Annotated in this window: 13 protein-coding genes; 4 read left to right on the top strand and 9 right to left on the bottom strand. The window is 69.6% G+C overall.

The features are described from left to right. Window positions 1-17: 17 nt before the first annotated feature. A complete protein-coding gene (locus tag CLV67_RS27745) occupies window positions 18-899 on the bottom strand; it encodes a magnesium transporter CorA family protein (RefSeq protein WP_106323461.1) in 882 nt (293 codons plus the stop codon). Between the two features lie 15 nt (window positions 900-914). Here CLV67_RS27745 and pnuC point away from each other — a divergent pair, with 15 nt between their 5' ends. Beyond that, window positions 915-1,610 (top strand): nicotinamide riboside transporter PnuC, encoded by a 696-nt coding sequence (pnuC, locus tag CLV67_RS27740; RefSeq protein ID WP_106323459.1) that lies wholly within the window; start codon window positions 915-917, stop codon window positions 1,608-1,610. Here pnuC and CLV67_RS27735 read toward each other — a convergent pair. Beyond that, a complete protein-coding gene (locus CLV67_RS27735; RefSeq protein ID WP_106323457.1) occupies window positions 1,529-2,968 on the bottom strand; it encodes a DHA2 family efflux MFS transporter permease subunit in 1,440 nt (479 codons plus the stop codon). The genes pnuC and CLV67_RS27735 overlap by 82 nt on opposite strands. A 79-nt stretch (window positions 2,969-3,047) precedes the next feature. Here CLV67_RS27735 and CLV67_RS27730 point away from each other — a divergent pair, with 79 nt between their 5' ends. Further along, on the top strand, window positions 3,048-3,710 hold the full coding sequence (locus CLV67_RS27730) for a TetR/AcrR family transcriptional regulator (protein ID WP_239166592.1): 663 nt from the start codon (window positions 3,048-3,050) through the stop codon (window positions 3,708-3,710). A gap of 228 nt (window positions 3,711-3,938) precedes the next feature. Next, window positions 3,939-6,887, top strand: coding sequence for a carbohydrate binding domain-containing protein (locus CLV67_RS54325; RefSeq protein WP_106323453.1), 2,949 nt, complete (start codon window positions 3,939-3,941; stop codon window positions 6,885-6,887). A gap of 255 nt (window positions 6,888-7,142) precedes the next feature. Here CLV67_RS54325 and CLV67_RS27720 read toward each other — a convergent pair whose 3' ends face one another. The 7 genes from CLV67_RS27720 to CLV67_RS27690 form a co-directional block, all read right to left on the bottom strand. Further along, complete coding sequence (locus CLV67_RS27720; RefSeq protein WP_106323451.1) at window positions 7,143-9,953, bottom strand: DUF5682 family protein; 2,811 nt, start codon at window positions 9,951-9,953, stop codon at window positions 7,143-7,145. Further along, window positions 9,950-11,062 carry an ATP-binding protein gene (locus CLV67_RS27715; RefSeq protein WP_106323449.1) on the bottom strand — a complete coding sequence of 371 codons (1,113 nt, stop codon included), beginning with the start codon at window positions 11,060-11,062 and terminating at the stop codon, window positions 9,950-9,952. The genes CLV67_RS27720 and CLV67_RS27715 overlap by 4 nt, the downstream gene beginning before the upstream one ends. Window positions 11,063-11,085: 23 nt before the next feature. After that, window positions 11,086-12,399 (bottom strand): vWA domain-containing protein, encoded by a 1,314-nt coding sequence (locus CLV67_RS27710; RefSeq protein ID WP_106323447.1) that lies wholly within the window; start codon window positions 12,397-12,399, stop codon window positions 11,086-11,088. Then, on the bottom strand, window positions 12,396-13,763 hold the full coding sequence (locus CLV67_RS27705; protein WP_106323709.1) for a hypothetical protein: 1,368 nt from the start codon (window positions 13,761-13,763) through the stop codon (window positions 12,396-12,398). The genes CLV67_RS27710 and CLV67_RS27705 overlap by 4 nt, the downstream gene beginning before the upstream one ends. Then, the gene (locus CLV67_RS27700; RefSeq protein WP_106323445.1) at window positions 13,763-14,263 is read right to left on the bottom strand and encodes a hypothetical protein; all 501 of its coding nucleotides are present in this window, start codon (window positions 14,261-14,263) and stop codon (window positions 13,763-13,765) included. Before CLV67_RS27700 ends, CLV67_RS27705 begins: the two co-directional genes overlap by 1 nt. A 101-nt stretch (window positions 14,264-14,364) precedes the next feature. After that, window positions 14,365-15,045 (bottom strand): RDD family protein, encoded by a 681-nt coding sequence (locus CLV67_RS27695; protein ID WP_146169310.1) that lies wholly within the window; start codon window positions 15,043-15,045, stop codon window positions 14,365-14,367. Further along, on the bottom strand, window positions 15,038-17,356 hold the full coding sequence (locus tag CLV67_RS27690) for an SDR family NAD(P)-dependent oxidoreductase (protein ID WP_106323441.1): 2,319 nt from the start codon (window positions 17,354-17,356) through the stop codon (window positions 15,038-15,040). Before CLV67_RS27690 ends, CLV67_RS27695 begins: the two co-directional genes overlap by 8 nt. A 340-nt stretch (window positions 17,357-17,696) precedes the next feature. Between CLV67_RS27690 and CLV67_RS27685 the strand changes: the two genes are divergently transcribed. Further along, window positions 17,697-23,741 carry a LamG-like jellyroll fold domain-containing protein gene (locus CLV67_RS27685; protein WP_146169309.1) on the top strand — a complete coding sequence of 2,015 codons (6,045 nt, stop codon included), beginning with the start codon at window positions 17,697-17,699 and terminating at the stop codon, window positions 23,739-23,741. Window positions 23,742-23,980 lie beyond the last annotated feature (239 nt).

The raw sequence follows: 23,980 nt of genomic DNA, 5'->3' as shown, positions 1-23,980 counted from the left end.
CCCTGTGGACAACGGGTTCACAGCCACCCACGGCGCTTGAGGTAGAGGTAGAGACCGGAGGCCGAGAACACGATCAGAACCGTGCTGACGACGTAGCCCCACCACTGGTCGTAACCCGGATAGGGCACGTTCTGCCCGAAGTATCCGGTCAGCGCGGTGGGGATCGCGATGATCGCGGCCCAGGCGGCCAGCTTCCGGGTGACCACGTTGAGTTCGTTGCTCTGCTCGGCCAGGTCGTCGTCGAGCAGTTCGGTGATCCGGATCCGGGAGTGCTCGATCAGGTCCAGAGCATGTCTCGCGTGGTCCTCGACGTCCCGGTAGTAAGGCTCGAGATGGGCGTCACCGGAGAACGATCGGGTCACCTCGGGCATCGGCGCCACGGCCCGGCGCAGCGCGGCCAGGTGCCGGCGCAGGGTGAAACCGTGGCGCCGTACGTCGCGTGGTGCCGGCCCGTCGCCGAGCATCCGGTCCTCGACGGAGTCCATCGCCTCGTCGATCCGCTGGGCGATGCGGTACTGGGTGTCGACCACCAGGTCGAGGAGCGCGTACACCAGGAAGTCGACACCGCCGGGCGGCCGGCCGGCGTCGGACCATCGATCCAGTACGGGCCGCATGTCGAACGGTGTGCGGTGCACGGTGATCAGCGCCTGCGGGGTGATGAACGCGCTGATCTCGGTCTTGCGCGGCCCGTCGTCGAACTCGACGGCGTAGACGTTGAGGAACAGGTGTTTCTCGTAACGGTCCAGTTTGGGCCGCTCGTGCTCCTGGAGGGCGTCCTCGACCGCCAGCGGGTGCAGGCCGAACCGGTCGGCGAGAGTCCGCAACTCGTCTTCGGAGGGATCGTCGAGGTCGTACCAGAGCACCGTGCCCGGCTCGTCGACGTAAAGGCGGGTGGTCACGGCCTAGGATAAGCCGTGACCTGGATCGATCAGTTGCTGACAGCCTTCTACGACGCCAGATGGCAGGTGACGGACAGCCAGGCCATCTACTGGCGGGAGATCGTCGGCAACGCGTTCGGGCTGGGCTCGGCGCTGTTCGGGCTGCGTCGCAACGCGTGGGCGTGGCCGGTCGGCATCGTCGGCAACGTCCTTCTCTTCACGGTCTTCCTGGGTCAGGCTCTCGGCAACGACCAGGGCACCCCGCTGTACGGCCAGGCCGCTCGGCAGGTGTTCTTCCTGGTCACCAGCATCTACGGCTGGTGGGCCTGGCAGCGCAACCGGCGGCGGGACCACGGCACCGCCGTGGTCCCGCACTGGGCGAGCCCACGGCAGCGCATGATCTTCATCCCGCTCGCACTGGCCGCGGTGGGCGTCTGCTTCGTGGTGTTCCGCGAGATCGGCGCGGGGTTCCCGGTGCCGTGGTGGTATTACCTGGCCGACTCGTGGATCTTCGTGGGCTCGATGCTGGCCACCTATGCGATGGCCCGCGGCTGGGTCGAGTTCTGGCTGTGCTGGATCGCCGTGGATCTGGTGGGCGTGCCGGAGCTGCTCCACTTCGGCTACTACCCGTCGGCGATCCTCTACGCCGTCTACGCCGTCTTCGTCATCTGGGGATTCGTGGTCTGGCTGCGGATCTCCCGGTCGTCCGAGGCGTCGCTGGTCCGGGCCTGAGGGCGGCGCAGCATCCACAGACTCACCGGGACACCGGCTCCCACCAGGACCGCGGCGACCACCAGCGAGTCCTGGTAGCCGCTCAGGAAGCCGGCCGTCTCCGACCGGTTGGTCAGGATCGCGCCGAGCACGGTCACGCCGAGCAGCCCGAAGACCTCGCGGGACACGTTGAGCATGCCGGAGGCGATGCCGGCCCGCTGCGGCGGGAGCGCGTCGACCACCACGGTGTTCAGCGGGATGAGCAGGCCGCCGCCGACGCCGTAGAGCGCGAACCAGGGCAGCAGGTCGACATAGGTGGTGTCGGCGCCGTACTGCGCGATGCCACCGATGGCGGCGGCCATGACGGCCAGGCCGAAAGCGGTCACCCGGGCGACTCCGAAGCGGATCTCGAACCGGGGCGCCAGAACCGCGCCGACCGCCGTGATGATCGCCATCGGGATGAACGCGGCACCGGCCTCGGTGGGGGTGAAGCCGAGCACGTTCTGCAGGTAGATGGCCATGTAGAAGTAGATGCCGAAGACCCCGAAGGCCCACAGGCCCATCGCGAGCAGGCCGCCGGTGAACATCCGGGACCGGAAGAAGCGCAGGTCGACCATGGCGTCGGCGTTGCGGTTCTGCAGGATCACGAAGGCCACGCCCGCCACGGCGGCGATGCCGAAGGACGCCAGGATGAGCGGCGAGGTCCAGCCCTCCGCATCCCCTTCGATCAGGGCGTACGTCAGCGCGAACAGCGAGAGCGACGACGCCACGAGCCCGGCCGGGTCGAGGCGGCGCAGACTCCACTCCGCGGCGACCCGGCGGGCCGGCACACTGACCAGGGTCAGCGCCAGGGTGGCGATGCCGATCGGCAGGTTGATCAGGAAGATCCAGCCCCACGAGACGTGCTCGCTGAGCACACCGCCGGTGAACGGGCCGACCGCGAGGGCGAGCGCGCCGACCCCGCCCCAGACGCCGATGGCGGTGGCGCGTTCCCTCGGGTCTGGGAACAGCTGCTGCAGCAGGGCCAGTGACGCCGGGGCCAGCAGCGCCGCACCGATGCCCTGGACCGCCCGCGCCCCGATCAGCAGTTCCTGACTGTCGGCCAAACCGGCCGCGACCGAGGCGGCGGTGAACACGACGAGCCCGGACAGGAACGCGAGGCGGGTGCCGACGACGTCCGAGATGCGGCCGCCGGCCAGCAGCAGACCGGCGAAGACCAGGATGTACGCGCTGGTGATCCACTCGAGTCCGGCGATGCTCAGACCCAGATCCCGCTGAATGCTCGGCAGAGCGACGTTGACGACGTTGTTGTCGAGGTAGGTCATGAAGGTGCCGAGCGCTACCGCGACCAGCGCCCACCACCGTCGGTTCTTCTCCATCAGCTCTCCCCCTGTACGGCGTACTTGTACGTTGTACATGTACCTCGTACATGAGACCCGTACGTTGTACAGTTGTCAAGTGACGCAAGAACGACTCACCAAGGCGACCGTGGCCGAGTGCGCGCTGCGGCTGGCCGACGCCGAAGGCCTCGATGCGGTGACGATCCGTCGCGTCGCCAAGGAGAACGGCGTCACGCCGATGGCGCTCTACTGGCACTTCAAGAACAAGGACGAGCTGCTGCTCGGCATGATCGACTACGCCCTCTCCGGGGTCCGCGCGGATCCGGAGGCCGGCGATCCCTGGCAGAAACGGCTACGGAAAGTCATCGAGACCGTGGTCGGCGTGATGCGGGCGCACCCCTCGCTGACCGGCCTGTTCCACGCCGTCGACAAGATGCAGACCGAGAGTTTCACGCGCGCGACGAACGACACGCTGGCCCTTCTGACCGACGCCGGGTTCACCGTCGAGGAGGGCTACTGGGTCGCGACGTACCTGCTGAACGGATGCATCGGTGTGGTGAGCGGCCAGCCGGGATGCCCGCCGGGCGTGGCGGCCGAGCAGGAGCCGGAGTGGCGGCGGCAGAAGCGGGTGAACCTGGAGGCCCTGCCTGCCGACCGGTTCCCGATGATGATCGAGCTCGCGGCGACCTATCGCGACGAGCCCGACATGGACCGCTACTACGCCTTCTCCGTTGATCTGCTGGTCTCCGGCGTGGAGTCGATGGCCGCCGCCAAGCGATAGATCCACCCCCTCCGGGACGTGCCGCCACTGCGCGCCACGTCCCTTCGTCGTGCTCCGACCCGTACAAATCGAAAGATCTCAGTGCATCTTTTTGCAAGCGGACAGCAGGCACTTCCAGAAATTGAAAGAAGTTGCTAGCTTCCACCTCATGTGAACGCCGGATTACCGGCTCACTACACCCGCATCTCCCCCGCAACACCGCCCGTCCCCGAGGTGGTTGGAGGCCCCATGTCCCGAACACTCCGCAGGGTGCTGGCCGCACTCTGCGCCATACCGCTGCTTCTCATGTCCGATCTGCCGGCCGCGCACGCGGCGACCACGGTGACCGTCTACTACCAGGCACCCACCTCCTGGTCGGCCGTGAACATCCACTACGCGCCGACCGGCGGCTCCTGGACGACCGCCCCCGGCGTCGCGATGAGCGCCTACACCGGCTGCGCCGGCTGGTACTCCAAGGAGCTCGACCTCGGCAGCGCCCCCGGCATGCAGGTCGTCTTCAACAACGGCTCCGGGACCTGGGACAACAACTCAGGGGCCAACTACGGCGTCGGTACGGGCACCGTCACGATCTCCGGTGGCGCGGTCAGCTCGTCCGTCCCGTGCAGCACGGCGAGCAACTCGGCCACCGTCTACTACAAGACGCCCTGGACGACGACGTACCTGCACTACGCGCCGACCGGCGGCTCCTGGACCACGACGCCCGGCGTCGTCATGAACGAGGAGGCGTGCACCGGCTGGGTCCGCAAGACCGTCAGCCTCGGCACCGCCACCACCTGGGCCGCCACGTTCAACAACGGTTCCGGGACCTGGGACAACAACTCCAGCCGCAACTACACCCTGGGCATCGGGACCATCACCGTCAGCGGCGGCGTGGTCACCGCCAACGCGACGAGCCCGTGCGTGGCCGCCCCGGTCGACACGACGGCCCCGTCCGCGCCGACCGGCCTGACCGCCACGGCGGCGGGCACCACCGTGACGCTCGGCTGGACCGCCTCGACCGACAACGTGGGCGTGATCGGTTACCGGATCACCCGCGGCAGCACCGTGCTGAGCAGCGACACCACCGGATACACCGACCGCGGCCTGGCCGCGAACACCCGCTACACCTACCAGGTGCAGGCGCTCGACGCGGCCGGCAATCTCTCCACCGCCGCCGCGGCGTCCGTCACCACCGGCGCGGCAGCCCCCGCCCCGGCCGGCGGCGAGATGCTCGGCGGCGACCCGCGCAAGGACAGCATCTACTTCATCCTCACGGCGCGCTTCAACGACGGCGACGCGAGCAACAACCGCGGCGGCAGCCAGCACACCAAGTCCGGCAACGCCGCCAACGACGACCCGATGTTCCGCGGCGACTTCAAGGGCCTGGTCGACAAGCTCGACTACATCAAGGGCCTCGGCTTCTCCGCCATCTGGATCACGCCGGTCGTGCTGAACCGCTCCGACTACGACTTCCACGGCTACCACGGATACGACTTCTACGAGGTCGACCCGCGCCTGGAGTCGAACGGCGCCTCGTACCAGAACTTGATCGACGCGGCCCACGCCAAGGGCCTCAAGATCTACCAGGACATCGTGCTCAACCACACGTCGCGGTGGGGCGCCAACGGCCTCTACACCACAACGACCTATGGCGTACGGGACGACGAGTGGAAGTGGTATTACCAGCAGAAGGTCGTCGGCAAGACCTACAACCCGCTCGATGAGCACGCCGGCAACGACCCGGCGCTGACCACCGCGCAGAACGCGCTCGCCAAGGGCCGTCCCTACAACGGCGACCTGTGGAGCAGCACCGCACCGGCCGGCAACACGTGCCCCAACTTCGGCACCGCGACCGGCGGCCGGAGCGCCGAAGGCTACAAGCTCTACAACTGCCAGTGGCCGTCGGCGACCGCCAAGATGTTCCCGTCCAACCTGTTCCACCAGTGCTGGATCGGCAACTGGGAGGGTGAGGACGCCCGCTCCTGCTGGCTGCACGAGGACCTGGCCGACCTCAACACCGAGAACGCCGTCGTCCAGGACTACCTGATCGGCGCGTACAAGAAGTACATCGACATGGGCGTGGACGGGTTCCGCATCGACACCGCCGTGCACATCCCGCGCGTCACCTGGAACCGGCGCTTCCTGCCGGCCTTCCAGGAGATCCTCACAAGGAAGTACGGCGCCACGAAGGCCAAGGACTTCTACATCTTCGGTGAGGTCGCGGCGTTCGTGAACGACAAGTGGAACCGCGGCTCGGTCAACCACTCGGCCCAGTTCTTCACGTGGAAGGAGCGGGCGACCTACTCCTCCGACGACGTCGCCGCGGCTCTCGAACAGTTCAACTACGAGAACAACCTGGGTACGGGCAACCAGCCGACCAGCACCAACGCGTTCCTGCAGGGCAACAACTACCACGCGCCCGACTACTCGAAGTTCTCCGGCATGAACATCATCGACATGCGCATGCACATGAACTTCGGTGATGCGAACAACGCGTACCACAACGGCAAGGACTCGGACGACTCGGTGAACGACGCCACCTACAACGTCGTCTACGTCGACTCGCACGACTACGGGCCGAACAAGTCGTCGGTCCGCTACGCCGAGGGCACCGACGCGTGGGCCGAGAACATGACGCTCATGTGGACGTTCCGCGGCATCCCGACCCTGTACTACGGCTCGGAGATCGAGTTCAAGGCCGGCCAGCGAATCGACTGCGGCCCGACCTGCCCCCTCGAGACCACCGGCCGCGCCTACTACGGCAACCAGATAGCCGGCAGCGTCACCGCCAGCGATTTCGGCGTCGTGTCGTCGGCCAGCGGTCAGGTCGCCACCACCCTGTCCAAGCCGCTGGTCAAGCACCTGCAGCGGCTCAACCAGATCCGCCGGGCGGTCCCCGCCCTGCAGATGGGCCAGTACTCGACCGAGGGCGTCAGCGGCAACATGGCCTACAAACGCCGCTACACCGCCAACGGCGTCGACAGCTTCGCGCTGATCGCGGTCTCGAACGGTGCCACCTTCAGCGGCATCCCGAACGGCACCTACGTCGACGCGGTCACCGGCGACACCAAGACCGTCACCGGCGGTTCCCTGACCGTCAGCCTGAACGCCAAGGGCAACCTGCGCGTCTACGTCCTCTCGACGAGCGCCACCCCGGCGCCCGGCAAGATCGGATCCGCCACCACCTACCTCAAGTAATCGCCTCCTCCCGCACCGGTGTGGCGACGCCACACCGGAGTGACAATCGCACCCGCTACCGCCGTGCCGACCGGGCTCCCCGGTCGGCACGGCCGTTCCCCCGACAAGCCGCAACTCACCACACTCAGCGTCTGGGCACCGCCGCGTGGAGACCTGCGCCCGCCGGCAAGCCGCAACTCACCACACAACCCACCGCCCACCGCCGCGTGGAGACCTGCGCCCGCCGGCAAGCCGCAAGTCACCACGGGGTTCTGGTCAGGTGGTGATCAAGGTCGCTACCGCCTGCGCGGACTCGGGATGCGCCTTGAGCAGCGTCGCGGCAGCGACTTCGCCGCCGGGGCTGTCCGGCACCGGGGCCGCGTGCAGCGCCCACTCGCCCTCGCAGCCGAGCAGCGCCGCCACGGCGTCGGCCGCCGGACGGTGTGCCGCCAGCAACGCCGCGGCCGCGGCCGCCGGGCCGGACGGGCCCGCGGAACCGGCGCCGGACGGGCCGCCGGGCAGCCGCCGGGCACGGGCCGGCGCCTTCCACGGCGGGGTCCACGAGTCCAGGCCGGCCAGCGTTCCCGGGAACGTGCGACCGGCCTCCCTGGTCAGCACCGGCACCAGCTCGGCGGCGTGCTGCTTCAGCGTGGTGATCAGGTTCGGCAGCCAGGGCAGCAAGACCGGGTCGGGGAGCCGCCCGAACGCCTCGGACAGCGTCTCGACGACGAACGGCGCCAGCCTCGGCACGGGTTCGAGGGCCTGGACGAAGCCGCTCACGTACTGCGGGAACGACGGCACCACGAGCGGGTTGCCGAGCAGGTCACCGACGCGAACCCGCAGGTCGGCCAACGGGAGCGAACCGAGCTGGTGCAGCGCCGCCCAGAGCAGCGCGACCTTGGCCGGGCTCTCCGGATGTGACTGCCGGACGGCGATCTCCAGCTGAAGACGGTCACAGCCGAGCGACAGGGCCAGGCTCTCCATGCTGAACAGGAAGCCGAGCATCGCCCCGACCTGCCGGACTCCGGTCTCCTCCTCGACGAAGGCGGTCGGCAGCAGGGTGCAGTAGTGGGCGTATCCCTCGGTGACGAACCGCTCGCACCAGGACGGCAGCACCGGTGTGGTGGCACGGTAGTGGCCGAGCAACCGCCGGATCCGCCGCAGCACATCGGGTGCCTCGTCGACGGTGCGTTCGGCCGACAGCAGCTCGATCGCCCGGACGCCCAGCTCCTCGGTGAGCCGGGGACTCTCCAGGAACAGCAGCGAGTTCTCCACCGCCTTGAGCGCGCGGGCCGCGGTCGCTTTCGGGTCCCATGCGTCCCGGCGCAGCCGCTGTTCCAGGACCTGTTCGACGGTGACACCCTCGTAGCCCAGCTCGATGATCGCCCGCTGGTGCCGGCCCAGGTCGAGGTCCCAGCTCTCCTGGATGTGCTTCTCACCGAGGCGGCGACTGCCCATGATCGGGCGGACCGCCTGGTCGGGCAGCAGGTAGCGCAGCATCCAGAGCAACTGCGAGCAGGCGCCCAGCTCGGGTCGCGCGGCCAGGTCGAGCAGCGCCCGCTGGATGCTGCGCTGCTCGAGGTTGAGCCCGAGCGGGGCGAGCCGGTCGTAGACGTCGCGGGCCAGCGGCGGCAGGGCCTCGTAGCCGACCTGGCCGATCCGGTCCCCGCCGAGCAGGATCTCGCACAGGCGCCGCACGTCGCGGCGGCCGGGCACGGTGTCCTTCTCGATGCAGGTGACCGCAGCGTCCTGGAAGTCGTACGGCGTGGGCCGCACCCGCCCCCGCATCCCGGCCAGCAGGACCGACGTCTCGAAGACCGCGATCGCGTCGGCGGTGCTCGCGAGGTAACCGTTGCGGCGGGCGAGCCGGACGATGTCGACGCACCAGCCGCGCAGTTCCTCCTCGTCGAGCCCGTCGAGCGCGGGCGGCCCGGCGAGATAGCCGGTCAGGTGGTCGGTGACCGCGCCGCTCGCGGCGACCGGTGCCGGCAGCGCCTTCTTCGGCTTGCGACCGGCGCCTTTCTGCCCCTGGAGCCGGAACGGGGTGAGCCGTGACGCGGTCAGCTGTTTCTGCCAGGTGGCCGCGGCGATCGACACCGATCCCGGCGCCAGCCCGAACTGGGACTCGATCGCCGAGTGGCTGGACGGGATCAGGCCGTAGAGCCAGGTGGTCGCGGTGCGCGGGGTGATCACGAAGTCGGGGGTGGCCGGGTCGGAACCGGCCTCGGCCACCCGGCTCGCGGCGTGGAAGGCGCCGCAGATGTAGAGGCAGTCGGCCGGGTCGGCGCCGGTGGCCGCCTGGTGCTCGCGGATCCGGGTCCACATGTAGCGTTCCCGGTCCTCGTCGCTCGCGAACCGCCGGCTGTCGTGCGGGGCGAGCCTCCGGAACAGGCTGCCGATCAGCACCATGACCTGCCGGTACGTTTCGTGGTCGGCGCCGGCCAGGGGTTGTTCGACGTACTGGTCCCACCACTCGGACCAGTGCCGGACCCGCCCATGGTGCAGCAGGTGCTCCTCGAGCTCGGCGAACCGCGGACGCAGGTCGCCGATCTCGACACCGACGGCGTCGCCGTGGAGGTCCTCCTCCGGCTCGGGCGTGCCGGCCGGTGTCGACACGTCGGGCTGCCACTGGAAGACGTGGTCGGTGGATCGGTCGACCAGGACCAGCTCGACGCCGGGCGTGTCCAGGGCGTACGAGATGGCCTGATACTCCGCGGAGGCCTCGGTGATCGGCGCGATGACCGAGAGCGGCGCCGATTCCTTGGGAAATCCGTCCAGTTCGGAGGCGAAGGCCTGCAGCGCCACCGGAAGCCGGCAGTTGCGCAGCTCGGTCAGCAGCGGTTGCAGGTCCTCGCAGAGCTCCAGGTAGATCACCTTCGGCTGTCTCTCGCGCAGCCGGCGCAGCATCGCCACTGCCGAGGCCGGCGAATGGTGACAGACCGGGAAGATCTCCAGCGGTTCCCGCAACGCGTGGTCGACGTCGTCGACGATCCCGGCGAGGATCTCCGGCAACGCAGCCGGGCCGTCCGCCAGCGCCTCGGCGGCGCCCAGCAGCTGTGCGCGGAGCGGATCGAACGGACCGGTCACGACAGGGTCGCAATCGCCTCGCGGCCACCCTCCAGGAACCCGGTCCACTCGCCGCTCTGCTCCTGACTGCGCGGCTCGACCACCCCGTGCCAGTACTTGTTGAGGATCGCGAGGTCCTCGGGACTGCGCCGGGCGAGCGAGCCGACCAACGACGACGCCAGGGTCTGCGAGGTCAGAGCGCGGGCACCGAAGAAGTTGCTGTGCAGGATCGCGTCCTCCAGCACACCGATCTGCTCAGCGGTGGAGAGCGCCGACTCCAGCCGCTCGTCGTCGCTGCCGGCCGACGCCGCGGCGGCCCGCAGGTCGGCGAAGCTCTGCAGCAGCACGTCGAGCAGGGTGGGCGGCACCTCGAGCTCGATGTTGTGCCGGCGCAGCAGCTCCTCGGTGCGGAACCGGACGATCTCGGCCTCGCTCTTCTTGTTCGTCACGACCGGGATGCGGACGAAGTTGAACCGCCGCTTGAGCGCCGAGGACAGGTCGTTGACGCCACGGTCGCGGCTGTTGGCGGTGGCGATGATGCTGAAGCCGGGCTTGGCGAAGACGATGTTGTCGTCGTCGAGCTCGGGGATCGACACGTACTTCTCGGAGAGGATCGAGATCAGCGCGTCCTGGACGTCGCTGGTGGAACGGGTCAGCTCCTCGAAGCGGCCGATCACCCCGTTCTCCATCGCCGTCATGATCGGCGACGGGATCATCGAGGCCCGGGACTGGCCCTTGGCGATGACCATCGAGACGTTCCACGAATACTTGATGTGGTCCTCGGTGGTGCCGGCGGTGCCCTGCACGACCAGGGTGGAGTTGCGGCTGATCGCGGCGGAGAGCAGTTCGGCCAGCCAGCTCTTGCCGGTGCCCGGGTCGCCGATCAGGAGCAGGCCGCGGTCGGAGGCGAGGGTGACGATGGCCCGCTCGACGAAACTGCGGTCACCGAACCACTTCTGCGGGATCTCGCGGTCGAGGCCGTCGGCGCGCTCGGAGCCGAGGATGAACAGGCGGACCATCTTGGGGCTGAGCCGCCAGGAGAACGGCTTGGGGCCGTCGTCGACCGACTCCAGCCAGTCGAGCTCCTCGGCGTACTTGACCTCGGCGGGGGCGCGCAGCATGTCACTCATTGCGGACGGTCTCCTTGGGTGTCTCAGACGAGGAAGTTCTTGAGCTCGGTGACGAGCTTCTTGATGTGACCGGAGAGCACGGGGGTGCCCTGGTCCTTGAAGCGCTGGCGGAACCACGGGTTGACGCTCTGGTGGCCGCCGCTGCTGACCGACCCGACCGGGATGAACTTGACGCCGGACCGGTGCACGGCCTGCATGCCGTCCCAGACGGCCTGCTCACGCCACTCGTAGAAGTCGGAGATCCAGACGACCACGGTGTTCCGCGGATCAACGATCTTGGGCCGGGCCAGGTCGAGCGCGACCGTGCCGTCGGTGCCGCCGCCGAGGTGGGTGTGCAGCAGCACCTCGAACGGGTCGTGCACCCACGGGGTGAGGTCGAGAGCCCTGGTGTCGTAGGCCACGAGGTGCACGTCGACCTTGGGCAGGCCCGCGAAGATCGAGGCCAGGATGGTGCAGTTGACCATCGCGTCGACCATCGACCCGGACTGGTCGACCACCACGATGAGCCGGGCCGGCTCGATCCGTTTGGCGGTCTGCTTGAAGTAGAGCCGGTCGACGTAGAGGCGCTCGTCCTCGGGGCTCCAGTTGGGCAGGTTCTTCCAGATCGTGCGGTCGAGGTCGAGGTTGCGGTAGATGCGTTTCGGCGGGACCGACCGGTCGATCGTGCCGGTGCTGGCCTGGGCGACCTGGGTGCGCAGCACCTCGGCCACCTCGTCGACGAACCGCTTGATCAGCGCCTTGGCGTTGGCCAGAGCGACACCGTCCAGATTGTCCTTGTCGCGCAGCAGCTGCTCGATCAGCGACATGCTGGGGGTGAGCTGCCGGGCGAGCCGGTTGTCGGCGAGCACCTCCCGTAGCCGCATCCGGCTGACCAGGTCACCCTCGATACCGGCCAATGTCGTCCCCAGACCGGGGGTGTTGCCGGCCGCACGACCGCGCAGCTGGCCCGGCTGGCAGCCCATCGCGCGCTCGAACCAGCCCGCGTCGGCCTGCCAGCGCTGCAACTGCTCGGCGGTCACGTTGCCGGTGCCGGTGGCGAAGACGTTCAGCAGTAGTTTCGACACCAGCGCGGCCCGGCGCACCTCGCCGTCGCGGTCGTCGCCGGGATCGCTCATCAGACCGTCGAACTCGGTTTCCAGCTGGGGGAACCGCTGCACCACGGTGTCCACCGAGACGGACGGGTCGAGCAGCGCGGCGGGCAGGCCGAGGTCACCCACGACCGCCATGCTCGCCGACTCGAGGGCCGCCTGCTCCTCGGGGTCGAAGAGGCGGGCCAGCAGCCGCCAGTAGAGGACCTGCCGGCGAGTCTGGGCGGCGCTCGTCTCGTCGGCGCTCATTTGCGCAGCAGCCTTCCCGCGCGCTCGCGCAGCACGTCGACCGCCGTGCCCGCGGCCGCCTCGGCCTTCGCCGCCTTGGCGTCGGTGGGTCCGAGAGCCCAGTCACCGGTGTGCGCGACGACAGGCTTCTTACGCACCACCGACTGCACGGCGAGCGGCTGCACCGCCCAGCGACCGGCATCCCACCGGAGCAGGCCGATGCAGGCCGTCGCGGCGGCGACCAGGGCGGGGGTCAGCGGACCGGCCTCGGGCAGCCGGTCGGTGTCGACGGCGAGCGTCACGCCGCCCAGCTCGAACGACTCCGGCCCGGCCGTCCAGCCCTCCAGGAGCACCGGCTCGGCGATCACGGCGGGGTGCCGGTCCAGCGGGGCGGTGGACGCGGCGGTCACGCCGCCGAGCCGGACCCGGGCCACCGCGAACGGGTCGACCGGCTCGCCCGGCACTGCCCGGGTCTCATCCCAGAGCAGGTCGCCGGTGGAGGTCAGCGGCATGCCGGTGACCTCCACCGCCCGCTTCTCGGCCAGCGCGGCCCGGAACACCGGGAACGCCGCGAGCATCCGCCACGCGGACGGACCGCTGATCGTGTCGACCTTGGCGGCGGCCACCCCGGCACGGACCAGCCGTACCTGCCCGCCGGGTGTCTCCAGGAGCCCGTGCGCCTGTGCCCGGAAGACGGTCGGGTGCTCGTGCAGGTCGACCCCGAGCAGCAGGAGACGGCCGTCGGCCGGGGTGGTCTCCGGCGCGGGGAAGGTGTCCTGGGTGAGCAGGACGGCCCGCGACCAGAGGTCGGCCCAGCGCCGGACCGGGACGCGGTCGAGCGTGGCGACCGGGGCGGCGCTGCGCAGCTCGGCACCGAACCCGTCGAGCAGCACGGCCGCGCGGCGCCCGGCCGGGTCGGCGAGCAGCGCCTGAACCGCCTGGGCGCCGCCTCCGGCCAGCTCGTGGTCCACGCCGCGCCAGCCGGCGATCGCCAGCTCGCGCAACCAGGACCGGCCGCCGGCCAGCAACTGCCCGGCGGGCGGCGGCGCGGCCGGGGCGGCCCAGGGCTCGCGGACGCGGCCGAGGGCCTCGTCGAGGGGGGTGAGCAGCGCGTCGTGCAGGGCGCCGGTCAGCGCGGAGCGGGCGCCGGCCAGGACGGCCAGGTGCTCGTCGGTCACCGTCCCGGCGACGATCTTGCCGATCGAGTCGGCGACCCGGCCGGCGAGCGGTGAGCCGGTGAACGCGGCGGCGATCGACTCCAGAGCCGCGGCGCGCTCCTCGTCGATGCGGGCCAGGCCGTGGATCAGGGCGTCGTCGAGGCCGTCGATCAGGGCGAACGTCTCGTCGAAGCCGGACGGGCGGGCGCGCAGGGCATCGGCCAGCATCATCGCACCGCCCCGGCGGCGGGGAACCAGTGCAGCTCCGGCAGCGGGTCGGAGGTGGGCGGCACCTCCAGGTAGGCGAGGTGGCGCAGGAACCCGCTGAACACCTCGGCGGCCCGGTTGGGGGCGGTCGTGGTGTGCAGGCCGGCCCAGAGGTTGTCGGAGTCGTCGGGCAGGGTCGCCTTCAGATACCGGGAGACGCGGTCCAGGCCGTACTGCGCGACGGCGGCATCGGCCAGCGCGCGCAGGTGGTTGCAGGCGTAGGTGCCGCCGCCGAGCCCGCCGCACGGCCGGTTGTTGTTGGTGTTGCAACTCAGGCCGTGGTCGCCGGAGGTGATCGACGAGACGTAGACCCGCTCCACGTCGGAGCCGCTCGAGACCACCCCCTGCAACCGGCCCTCGGCAAGCTCCACGAACGGCACCTTGGCCAGCTTTCGCGGCCGCACCGGAGCGATGACGGGCGCTGCGCTGCGTCGCTCATAGGCGACGCCTTCGCTGGTCACAACCAGACCTCCTCACGAACAGGTGCGCATGTTCTATCCCACCGGTACGACAAAACCGCGTCGCCCGAGGTGAGGAGGTGTGTTCTGCGAGAACGGGGCCGCTACCCGGGACGCCGGTGCACGATGAGCGACGACGCCATCATGTCGTGCAGGGTCTGCCGCCGGTCGTTGAAGATCATCAGCGAGTCGACGAGGAAGTACACGTAGCAGGTGAACGTGGTGGCGAAGTAGCCGACGAGTCCCTTGAGCACCAGTTCGCGCAGCGCCGTACGCCCCCAGCTCAGCGGTTGCCCGGTCGTCGAGTCGACGGCGACGTGCCCGAGCAGCTGACGGGCCGGCGTCTGGCCACGGTCGTAGACGGCCAGCGACCAGATCAGCCAGCCGATACCGAGCGTCACGAGGAACAGCAGGTTGTCGAGCAGGGCCGCGCCCAGCCGCCCGCCCCGCGAGACCAGGTCGAACGCGACCGGCCCCGCCTGGGGAACCGGGCTGTACGCGGCGTAGGGCACCGGCAGAGGCTGATACGGATCGACCTTGAAGGGCTGCGGCGAGTAAGGCTGCGGTGAGTACTGCTCCGGTGAGTACTGCTCCGGCGAGTAGGGCTGCGGCGGGTACGGCTGCGGCGGGTACGGCTGCGGCGAGGCCGGCCGGGGCTGGTACGGCGGGTTCCCGTCCGGGGTGGGGTGGCTCATCTGGGCCCGTGCCTCCAGGGCGTGCAGGGGACGCGACCGGGGAACGGCCACGTCGGAGGAGGCACGGTAACCCACGTACCAGCTAGTCATCAGCCCCGCGGATCGGTTTGCCGGCCGCGTTGCGACGTAGCTCGGTGACGACGGTGATGTCACGTGGCCGCTCCGCCCGGGAGAGCTTCGGCTCCAGCCACTCCCGCAGCCGCTCGGCGGTGAGTTCCCCGCCGGGACGCACCTCCACGGTGGCCCGCAGCCGCTGCCCGAACTCGGTGTCGGGAACCGGCTCCAGCAGCACGTCGGCCACGTCGGGATGGCCGGTCAGGACGGCCGCGACCGGCCCCGGGTACACGTTCTCGCCACCCGAGACGATCATGTCGTCGAGCCGTCCGTCGACGAACAGCCGCCCTGCTGGATCGAGGTGCCCGAGGTCGCCGGTCGCGAACCAGCGCCCGTCCGGATGCCAGCCCCGGACCCGGATCTCCCCGATCCGTCCCGGTGGCAGCGTCGTGCCGCCCGGTCCGGTGATCCGGACGCGCACTCCGCGCGGGGGACGTCCGACAGTGCCGGGCGCCGCCCGCAGATCGGCCGGGCCGGCCATCGCCGCCCAGCCGGCCTCGGTGGTGGCGTACATGTTGAAGATCCGGTCACCGAACCGCTCCCGCAGCCGTTCGCACAGGTCGGCGGGGAGTGGGGCGGCCCCGCTGATCACGGCGCGCAGCGAGTCGAGAGCAGGCCACCGTTCGGGGAGCAGGTCACAGATCCGGCGCAGCTGGATCGGCAGTGCGAAAAGCAGACCGGCGCGATGCTCGGCGACCGCGTGGAGGATCCGCTCCGGGTCACCGCCGGACGTCAGGACCACCGGCGCGCCCAGGACCAGCCCGGCGGAGAGATAGGTCAGGCCGTATCCGTGGTGCGGCGGGGTCGCCACCACGATCGGCTCGCCGCGGCGCACCGGGGTCAGGCGCAGGTGGGTGGTGACCGGGCCGAGCAGCATGCGTGCGGTCAGCGGCCGGGAGACACTGCGCGGCACGCCGGTCGTGCCCGAGGTCATCACGAACGTGCGCCCGGGGCGCGGCGGGCGAGGGGGTGCGGGATGCGACGCGTTTACGGCGAGCAGCTCGGGCAGGGTCATCGACGGTACGTCGCCGCCCACCCCGGCGGGCTCGTGCACGAGTGCGGCGGCCCGCTCCCCCGACAGCACCTCGGCGGCCCGTCCGGCGGGCAGGTCCGGGGCCAGCAGGATCACGTCGGCGCCGAGCCGGGCCAGACCGGCCGCCGCCGCCACGAAGCCCCGGTGCCCGGCCGCCGCGAGCGCGACCCGGTCCCCGGCCCGCAGGCCGAGTCCGGCGGCCGCGTTCGCCGCGCAGGTTCCGGCCAGGGTGTCCAGCTCCCGGTAGGTGACCGGCCCGGAGCCGTCGATCAGCGCGATCCCGTCGGGCGGTCCCGCGGCGACGGCCGTGGCGAGGCTGCGCCCGTGCCGGTGGCTCGCGAGCATCAGCCGGGTCAGCCGTCCGGGCTGCCACAGGCCGGTCGGCGCGAGCGCCCGTACCGGCTCGATCGTCTCGAGCATCCGGGCGCCGAGCACGAGAACCCGTTCGACGGTGCGGGGCGCCGCCGCGGACACGACCGCGCCGATCCGAGCCCACCAGGGCCACCACGAGCGTCGGTACGCGACGGCGCGGCAGACGACACCCGCGGCCTCGTCCGCCGACATCGCCGGAGCCCGGCGGTACTGCCGGGTCGGCGCGATCATCCGGGTGCGGACCAGACCGAGGTACGTCGTACCGACCGTGATCCCGTCCCGCCGCAACTCCACGGCGGCGCCACGCAGCCAGGTGTCGAACGCCGCCTTGGAGGAGTGGTACGCCGACCAGTTCGGCGTGTGTGTCGCCAGCCCCGCCGTGGACACGTTGACGACGTGCCCGCCGCCCTCGGCACGCATCGCCGGCAGAAGGCCGAGCAGCAGGCGGACCGGGCCGAGGTGGTTGAGGTTCATGGTCCGCTCGATGTCGTGGAACCGGTCGAAGGTGTCGGCGACCGGCCGCCGGATGGACCGGCCGGCGTTGTTCACCACGACGTCGATCCGGCGGTGCTTCGCCAGCAGGCCGGCGGCGAGCGCGGCCGCCGCGTCCGGGGAGGACAGATCGGCCGGATGTACGAAGGCACGCCCGCCGGCGGCGACGATGTCGTCACGGACGCGCTCCAGCCGGTCGACGGTGCGCGCCACGAGCAGCACGGTGGCGCCGGCCGCCGCGAGCCGGCGCGCGGTGGCTTCCCCGATCCCCTCGGAGGCACCGGTGACCAGCACGTTCCGCCCGTCCACGGCGGCTCGCAGCCGCCGCTCGCGCGGTCCGCGACCGGTGATCCCCGCCACGATCCGCGCCCAGTGCCCGATGTGATCCACGGCGCCATTGTGCGGCTCGCGCTCCGTCGATCAGTGCCGGCCGAGCCGCATGGACAGAAGTTGATTTGTCGGTTTTAGATCACAGCGCCGAATCGCATGATCCACATCCGTGCTGCTCACCCGAGTGCGCAGGCCAACGGGACCGGGGCCATCGATCGATGTGACGGCGATCCGACTCCGGAACGGGGCAGCGCGATCTTCGCGAGGGCGGCAGAGTGTCCGGATCGGACCAACACATCGCTCGATCGGTCCGGCCTTACGATGTCCCCCGCGCGCTTCAAGATCGCGCTTCTCTCGTACTCCCCATTTCTCTTTTGACAGAAGGGTCTTCCGAGGCACCATGTCGTCTCGACTGACGCATCGGCGCCGCCTGCCTCTGGTCACGGCGGTCGCCACATTGCTCACAGCGGGAGCGGTCGCCGTGTCGCCACCGGCGCAGGCGCAAGCTCCCCACCAGCCCGCACTCACCCCACAGGCTCCGGCCGACCCGGTCGCCACGGCGATCGGCGAGGCCCGCTCCGGCGGCGAGCCGACCCCGGTCCCGTCGCTGACCGACGAGTACTCGACAACGTCGGCCAACCCGGACGGCTCGCTCACGGCGATCTTCTCCTCCACCCCGCAGCGGGTGAAGCAGAACGGCGCCTGGGTGCCCGTCGACACCACCCTCGTCAAGCAGAAGGACGGCAGCTTCGCCCCGAAGGCGGCGAACACCAGGCTGTCGATCTCGGCGGGTGGCAGCAAGAACCTGCTGTCCATGAACGAGAACGGCAAGACGCTCAAGTTCTCCTGGGACTCCGAGCTGCCGCCGGCGGTCGTCTCGGGTGACACGGCCACGTACCGGAACGTGCTGCCGGACGTCGATCTGCAGGTCATCGCGGACGCGACCGGTTACTCCTCGATGCTCGTGGTGAAGACGCCCGAGGCAGCGAGGAACCCCGAGCTCAAGACGATCGATTTCGGTCTGACCGGCACCGGCGTCAAGCTCGGCGAGACCAGCAACGGCGGCGCCGAGGCGGTCGACACCAAGTCCGGGGAGCGGATCTTCCACACCGACACCGCGCTGATGTGGGACAGCACCCCGGCGGACGGCAGCACCGAGCCGGCGCCCGGTCCGGACCTCACCCCCCAGGAAGCCCGGATCGCCGCCGGCGAGATGGGGCGCAACCGCGCCAAGGTCAAGGTCGACATCGAGGGCGGCAAGCAGATCCTGGTCCCGGACCAGCAGCTGCTGACCGCCAAGTCGACCAAGTACCCGGTCTACATCGACCCGTACTGGTCGGGCTCCCCCGGCAAGTCGCAGCTGAAGTGGGCCCGGATCTCCAGCAACGGCTGGAACGTCTACAACTCGACGTCGACGACCGGCTCGACCAGCGCCCGGATCGGCTACGACAACTGGCCGGGTGGCGACGCCGAGCGGGCCCGCACCTACTACCAGATGAACACCTCCGGCATCCGTGGCGCCGAGATCTTCGAAGCCAACATGTACGTGGTGCACCGCTGGTCGGCGTCCTGCTACAACACCGCGGCCGTGATCTACGGCATGGGCAGCATCGCCAGCTGGAACTCCTCCGGCCTGAACTGGGGCAAGCAGCCGGGCAAGCGCACCGGCGTGCTCTCCACGATCAACGGCCAGGAGCTCGACTGCGGCACCAAGAAGGTGCGGCCCAGCCCCGCCAGCTTCAAGTTCAACGTGCTGAGCCACATCAAGACCGTCGCCCAGACGGACAAGGCCAGCAACGCCACGTTCATGGTCGAGGCCAAGAACATGGACGACAAGTACAACTGGAAGCAGCTGGGTTACGGCGGCGGCGCGACGCTGTCGGTGCGCTACAGCTACAAGCCGAAGTTCACCAACGGCACCGGCAACCCGAAGATCGCCCCGTCGGTGCTGGACCAGGGCCGGATCCTGACCACGTCGAAGACGCCGACGATCACGGCGCACGGCTACAGCCCGAAGATGAACGGGCTGCAGGAGAACGTCCAGATCGCCTACCAGGTGTTCGACAAGGCCGGGACCAAGATCCGATCCGGGTACGGGCCGGCGTCCGGCTACAACCTCAACGGCAGCTCGTGGACGATCACCCCGGCGCTGGCGGACGGCACCTACACCTGGAAGGCCGCGATCAAGAACGCGTCCGGGGTGTGGGGCGGCGTCTGGTCGCAGACCCAGACGTTCACCGTCGACACCACGGCCCCGAAGGCCCCGACGGTCGTCTCGGCCCAGTTCCCGCCGGACGCGATGGGCGGCTCCTACACCGACAAGGGCCTGTTCCAGCTCGGCAACGACAAGACCAACAACGTCATCGGTTACCTGTTCTCGCTCGACGGTGACCTGGCCAACGTCACCTACGCGGCGAACAAGGGCACCGCGTGGACGTCGACGACCGTGCCCACGCCGGGCACGATCTACTTCGCCAAGGCCGACAACGGATGGGGCTACGGCACCACCGTCATCAACGGCACCGCCGGGCTCTCCTTCGCCCCGGGCACCGCGGGGGCGCACCGGGTATTCGCCAAGGCGGTCGACCAGGCCGGATCGACCTCCCCGCAGACCACGTACAGCTTCTACGCCGGCACGTCGACGCCGTTCTACGCGCCGGGCAACAACATGATCGACGGGTGGTCGGCCTGGAACACCGACGGCACCTACACCACGGTGCCGAAGGCGACCACGACCAGCACCGGCGGCCAGCTGGTCAGCCAGATCCACTTCACCGGCTGGTACTTCTACAGCGGCTACCAGGCCATGCTCGGCAACAAGAGCACGACCAGCAAGGTGGCCGTCGGTGACAGCGCGACGTTCTACTTCAACGTCCCCCAGCAGGGTTTGTGGGAGCTCGGCGCGAGCCTGATGACCGCGCCCGACTACGGCACCTACAACCTCACCCTGGACAAGGGGTGGGCGTCCGAGACGACGCTGGTGACCGGCTTCGACGCGTACAACGTCCGGGGTGCCACGAAGTTCAAGGGCTTCGGGGTCATCCGGGACGGCAACGGCACCGCCCGGGTGCTGGACAAGGGCGTGCACACCATCACCCTCACGGTGACCGGCAAGAACGCCTCGTCCACCGCCTACCAGGCCGGCATCGACGTACTGCGGCTCGCCCCGGTGCCGACGTGCCCGATCAACAACACCACGGGCTGCCTGAACAACGCCGCGATCAGCACGCTGACCGAGGGCACCACGCCGACCGTCACCGCGGCGAACGCCGACGGTGTCGGTTACAGCTTCGAGGCCGCGCACCTGAAGGCCGCGGGCTGGAACCCGGGTGGCACGGTCACCGTGAACGGCGCCCCGATCAAGCTGCCGGCCACGTTCGGCGACGGCAAGAACGACAACATGCTCTCCTCCGGGCAGGTCGTCACCGTGCCGAGCACCGGTGTGGTGAACCGGGGCAACGCCCTGGTACTGGTCGGCTTCACGACGAACGGCCCGGCCCGCAACGCCAGTGGCACGATCAACTACGCCACGACCAGCTGCGGGATGAAGAGCCAGTCGTACACCCTGCAGTCGCTCGCCGACTGGGCGGCGACACCGGCCAACGAGGCGGTGTTCACGGCGCCGACGTACAACAAGAGCAACGCGACGCGGGGCGCCCTGCCGATCAGCATGTTCGCGACAAGTGTGCCGCTGGCCTGCCCGGGCGCGCAGGTCTCCAGCATCACGCTGCCGGTGGTCACCAACGTGGCCCAGAGCGGCCGTCCGACGCTGCACTTCCTCGGCCTGGGCATCCGCCCGACGTCGGCCACCGGCAGCGGCACCTCCGCGCTGCGCTGGGTGGGCAGCTGGGCCGCGGCGCAGGACTCGGCCAACGTCCAGTCGTACCCGACCCCGGGCGCCGCGACCGTCAACGCGACGCTCAACAACCAGACCGTCCGCATCCCCGCGCACCTGAGCATCGGTACCCGCGGTGACGACCAGCGGGTCCGGGTGCGCCTGGCGAACAGCCTCGGCAAGACCCCGGTCACCCTGGACGCGGTGTCGATCGCGTTGCGGAACACCACCACGGGCGAGGCGAACGCCGCGGCCGCGCCGGTGTCGCTGACCTTCGGCGGATCGAAATCGGTCACAATCGCGGCCGGCGCCGATGTTCTCAGCGATCCGGTCGCGTTCAGTGCCCCGGACCGTGCCATGGTGCTGATCAGTGCCAAGGTCCGCGGCAACATCACCACGGTGCCAGGTCACCAGGACGGCAAGACGCCGATCTACGTGACCGCCGCGGACAACGTCGACCACACCGGTGAGCAGGCGGGCACCAGTTTCACCAAGTCGACGATCATCGGTGTCCCGTTCGTGGCGGGCATCGACGTCACCACCCCGGCGGCGAACCCGTCCGGTGCGCTGGTGCTGTTCGGTGACCAGACGATCAACGGTGACACCGCGGGCGGCAACGGCGAGAGCCAGCTCAACAGCCGGATCACCGAGCAACTGGTGAACGAGCCGAACGGCAGCGGAACCGTGCCGTTCGGTGTGCTCAACCTCGGCAGCGCCTCCTGGGGCAACCGGGGCGGCCTGCCGGTCGGTGGAGCCGTGACGCCGGAGAACGCCATCGCCGTCGTCGACCGGGCGATCCTCAGCCAGAGCAACGTCCGGACCGTGCTCGTCTCGGCGGGTTCCAGCGATCTGCTGGCCTGCACCGCCACCACCGCGGAGGCCTGTGCCGCGCCGGTCAGGAACAGGCTCATCGCGCTCACCTCGCAGTTGCGGAAGTTCAAGACCGACGACGCGTCGAACCCGGCCGTCACCCTGCAGAACAAGACCGGTGGGCTGCAGGTCTACGTGGCCACGCTGCCGCCGTTCGCCAAGACGCCGACGGCAGTACAGGAGGCGGCCCGGGAGATCGTCAACGAGTTCATCCTCGGCAGCGACCCCTCCTCGGATCAGCTGCAGGGTTACGCCGACGGCGTGATCAACTTCGCGGCGGCGGTGTCGGTCGACGGCGACCACCTGTCCGACAAGATCCACGACGACTACCTGTGGGTCGACGGCGCCAACACCTACCCGAGCGACTACTACTACGTGACGCTCGCCCAGCAGTACGTCATCGACGCGGATCCGTCGGACTGGATCGTCGACGACCCGACCCCGGTCCAGGAGGCCGTGGCCGAGTGGAAGTTCGACGACGGCACCGGCACCACGGCCCGCGACACCGGCTGGGGCGTCGGCTCGGACCGCACGCTCAACCCCGCGACGCTCACCGACGTTGCCTGGACGGACGGTCCACTGACCACCCGTAAGGCCGCGAAGTTCAACGGCGTGAGCAGCTACGCGAGTACGGACCTGATGCTCAACACCACACGCAGCTTCACGGTGAGCTCCTGGGTCCGGCTGACCGACAAGGGTGCCGACCGCACCATCTTCACTCGGGACGCCAGCGGGCACTCCTCGCTGTACTTCCAGTACCAGGCCTCCACCGACCGGTGGCTGGCGCAGATGCCGTCGGCCACCTCCGGCGACGACATCGTCTGGCACAACGCGGAGTCGTCCGAGCCCGCCAAGGCCGGGGTGTGGACCCACCTGGCCGCGGTCTTCGACGCGGAGCTCAAATCACTGACGCTGTACGTCAACGGCACGGCCGACACCTCGGTCGAGGAGGTCACCACGTTCAACGACCTGGGCGGTCCGACGTGGATCGGCCGCAGCGGCAGCACCTGGTTCGCCGGTGACATCGCCGACGTCCGGGTGTGGAACCGGGCCACCAACGAGGCGGAGATCGCCACGTACGCCGAGCCCGAGCTGATGGCCAACTGGCAGTTCGAGGACGACAGCGACACCACGATCGCCAAGGACTGGAGCTTCCACGAGAACGACGGCTCGCTCACCGGCGGCGCGGCGTACACGTACCCGGGTTACAACGACTTCGGGGACGTCGGCGCCGTGCGTCTCAACGGCACCACGGCACACGTCACCTCGCCGGCTCTGCTGCGCACCGATCAGTCGTTCTCGGTCTCGACCTGGGCACGGCTGACCGCCGGAACCTGGAACCACACGGCGCTGAGCCAGGATGGTCAGCACTCCGCACGGTTCATGCTCCAGCGCGGCAACGACTGCAAGTGCTGGCGGTTCATGATGATGGAGACCGATACCGCACTGCCCAGTGTGGCCATCGCCCAGGCCCCCGCCGAGGTCCAGCTGAACACCTGGACCCACCTGGCGGCGACCTTCGACGCCAACACCAACAAGATCCAGTTGTACGTCGGTGGCGAGCTCGCCGGCGAGGGTCAGCTGTCCGGCACGCCGTGGCACGCCGCGGGCGCCTTCACAGCAGGTCGCACCCGCTGGGACGACCACGTGAGCGACTTCTTCCCCGGTGACCTGGACGCCGTCCGGGCCTACCAGGGCGTGATCACGCCGGAGACGGTGAGGGAGCTGAGCACGCTGTAACACCGCATGGCAAAGGGGGCGTCCGGCATAGCCGGGCGCCCCCTTTGCATGCTTTTGGCAGGCAGGAAATTACGTTATGTAAATGTAACTATGGGCCCCCGAAGCATCGACGACAAACGGTTTCGGCCCCCGTACGCTGTCCGTATTTGATCGAAGATCATCGCATTCCACAAGCGACCCCAGAGCTTGCTGAATGGACGATGAACTCTTCAAACGGGGAAAGGCTTACATCAGTGTTG

This window comes from Actinoplanes italicus (assembly GCF_003001815.1).
In the GTDB taxonomy this organism is placed as follows: domain Bacteria; phylum Actinomycetota; class Actinomycetes; order Mycobacteriales; family Micromonosporaceae; genus Actinoplanes; species Actinoplanes italicus.
Note: the sequence above shows the minus strand (reverse complement) of the source record. Positions and strands in the feature narration are given on the sequence as shown.

What these genes read in the sequence shown, in the direction of transcription:
- CLV67_RS27735 (WP_106323457.1), bottom strand. Translation starts at nt 2,968, where the DNA reads ATGGAGAAGAACCGACGGTGGTGGGCGCTGGTCGCGGTAGCGCTCGGC.
- CLV67_RS54325 (WP_106323453.1), top strand. Translation starts at nt 3,939, where the DNA reads ATGTCCCGAACACTCCGCAGGGTGCTGGCCGCACTCTGCGCCATACCG.
- CLV67_RS27715 (WP_106323449.1), bottom strand. Translation starts at nt 11,062, where the DNA reads ATGAGTGACATGCTGCGCGCCCCCGCCGAGGTCAAGTACGCCGAGGAG.
- CLV67_RS27710 (WP_106323447.1), bottom strand. Translation starts at nt 12,399, where the DNA reads ATGAGCGCCGACGAGACGAGCGCCGCCCAGACTCGCCGGCAGGTCCTC.
- CLV67_RS27705 (WP_106323709.1), bottom strand. Translation starts at nt 13,763, where the DNA reads ATGCTGGCCGATGCCCTGCGCGCCCGCCCGTCCGGCTTCGACGAGACG.
- CLV67_RS27695 (WP_146169310.1), bottom strand. Translation starts at nt 15,045, where the DNA reads ATGACTAGCTGGTACGTGGGTTACCGTGCCTCCTCCGACGTGGCCGTT.
- CLV67_RS27685 (WP_146169309.1), top strand. Translation starts at nt 17,697, where the DNA reads ATGTCGTCTCGACTGACGCATCGGCGCCGCCTGCCTCTGGTCACGGCG.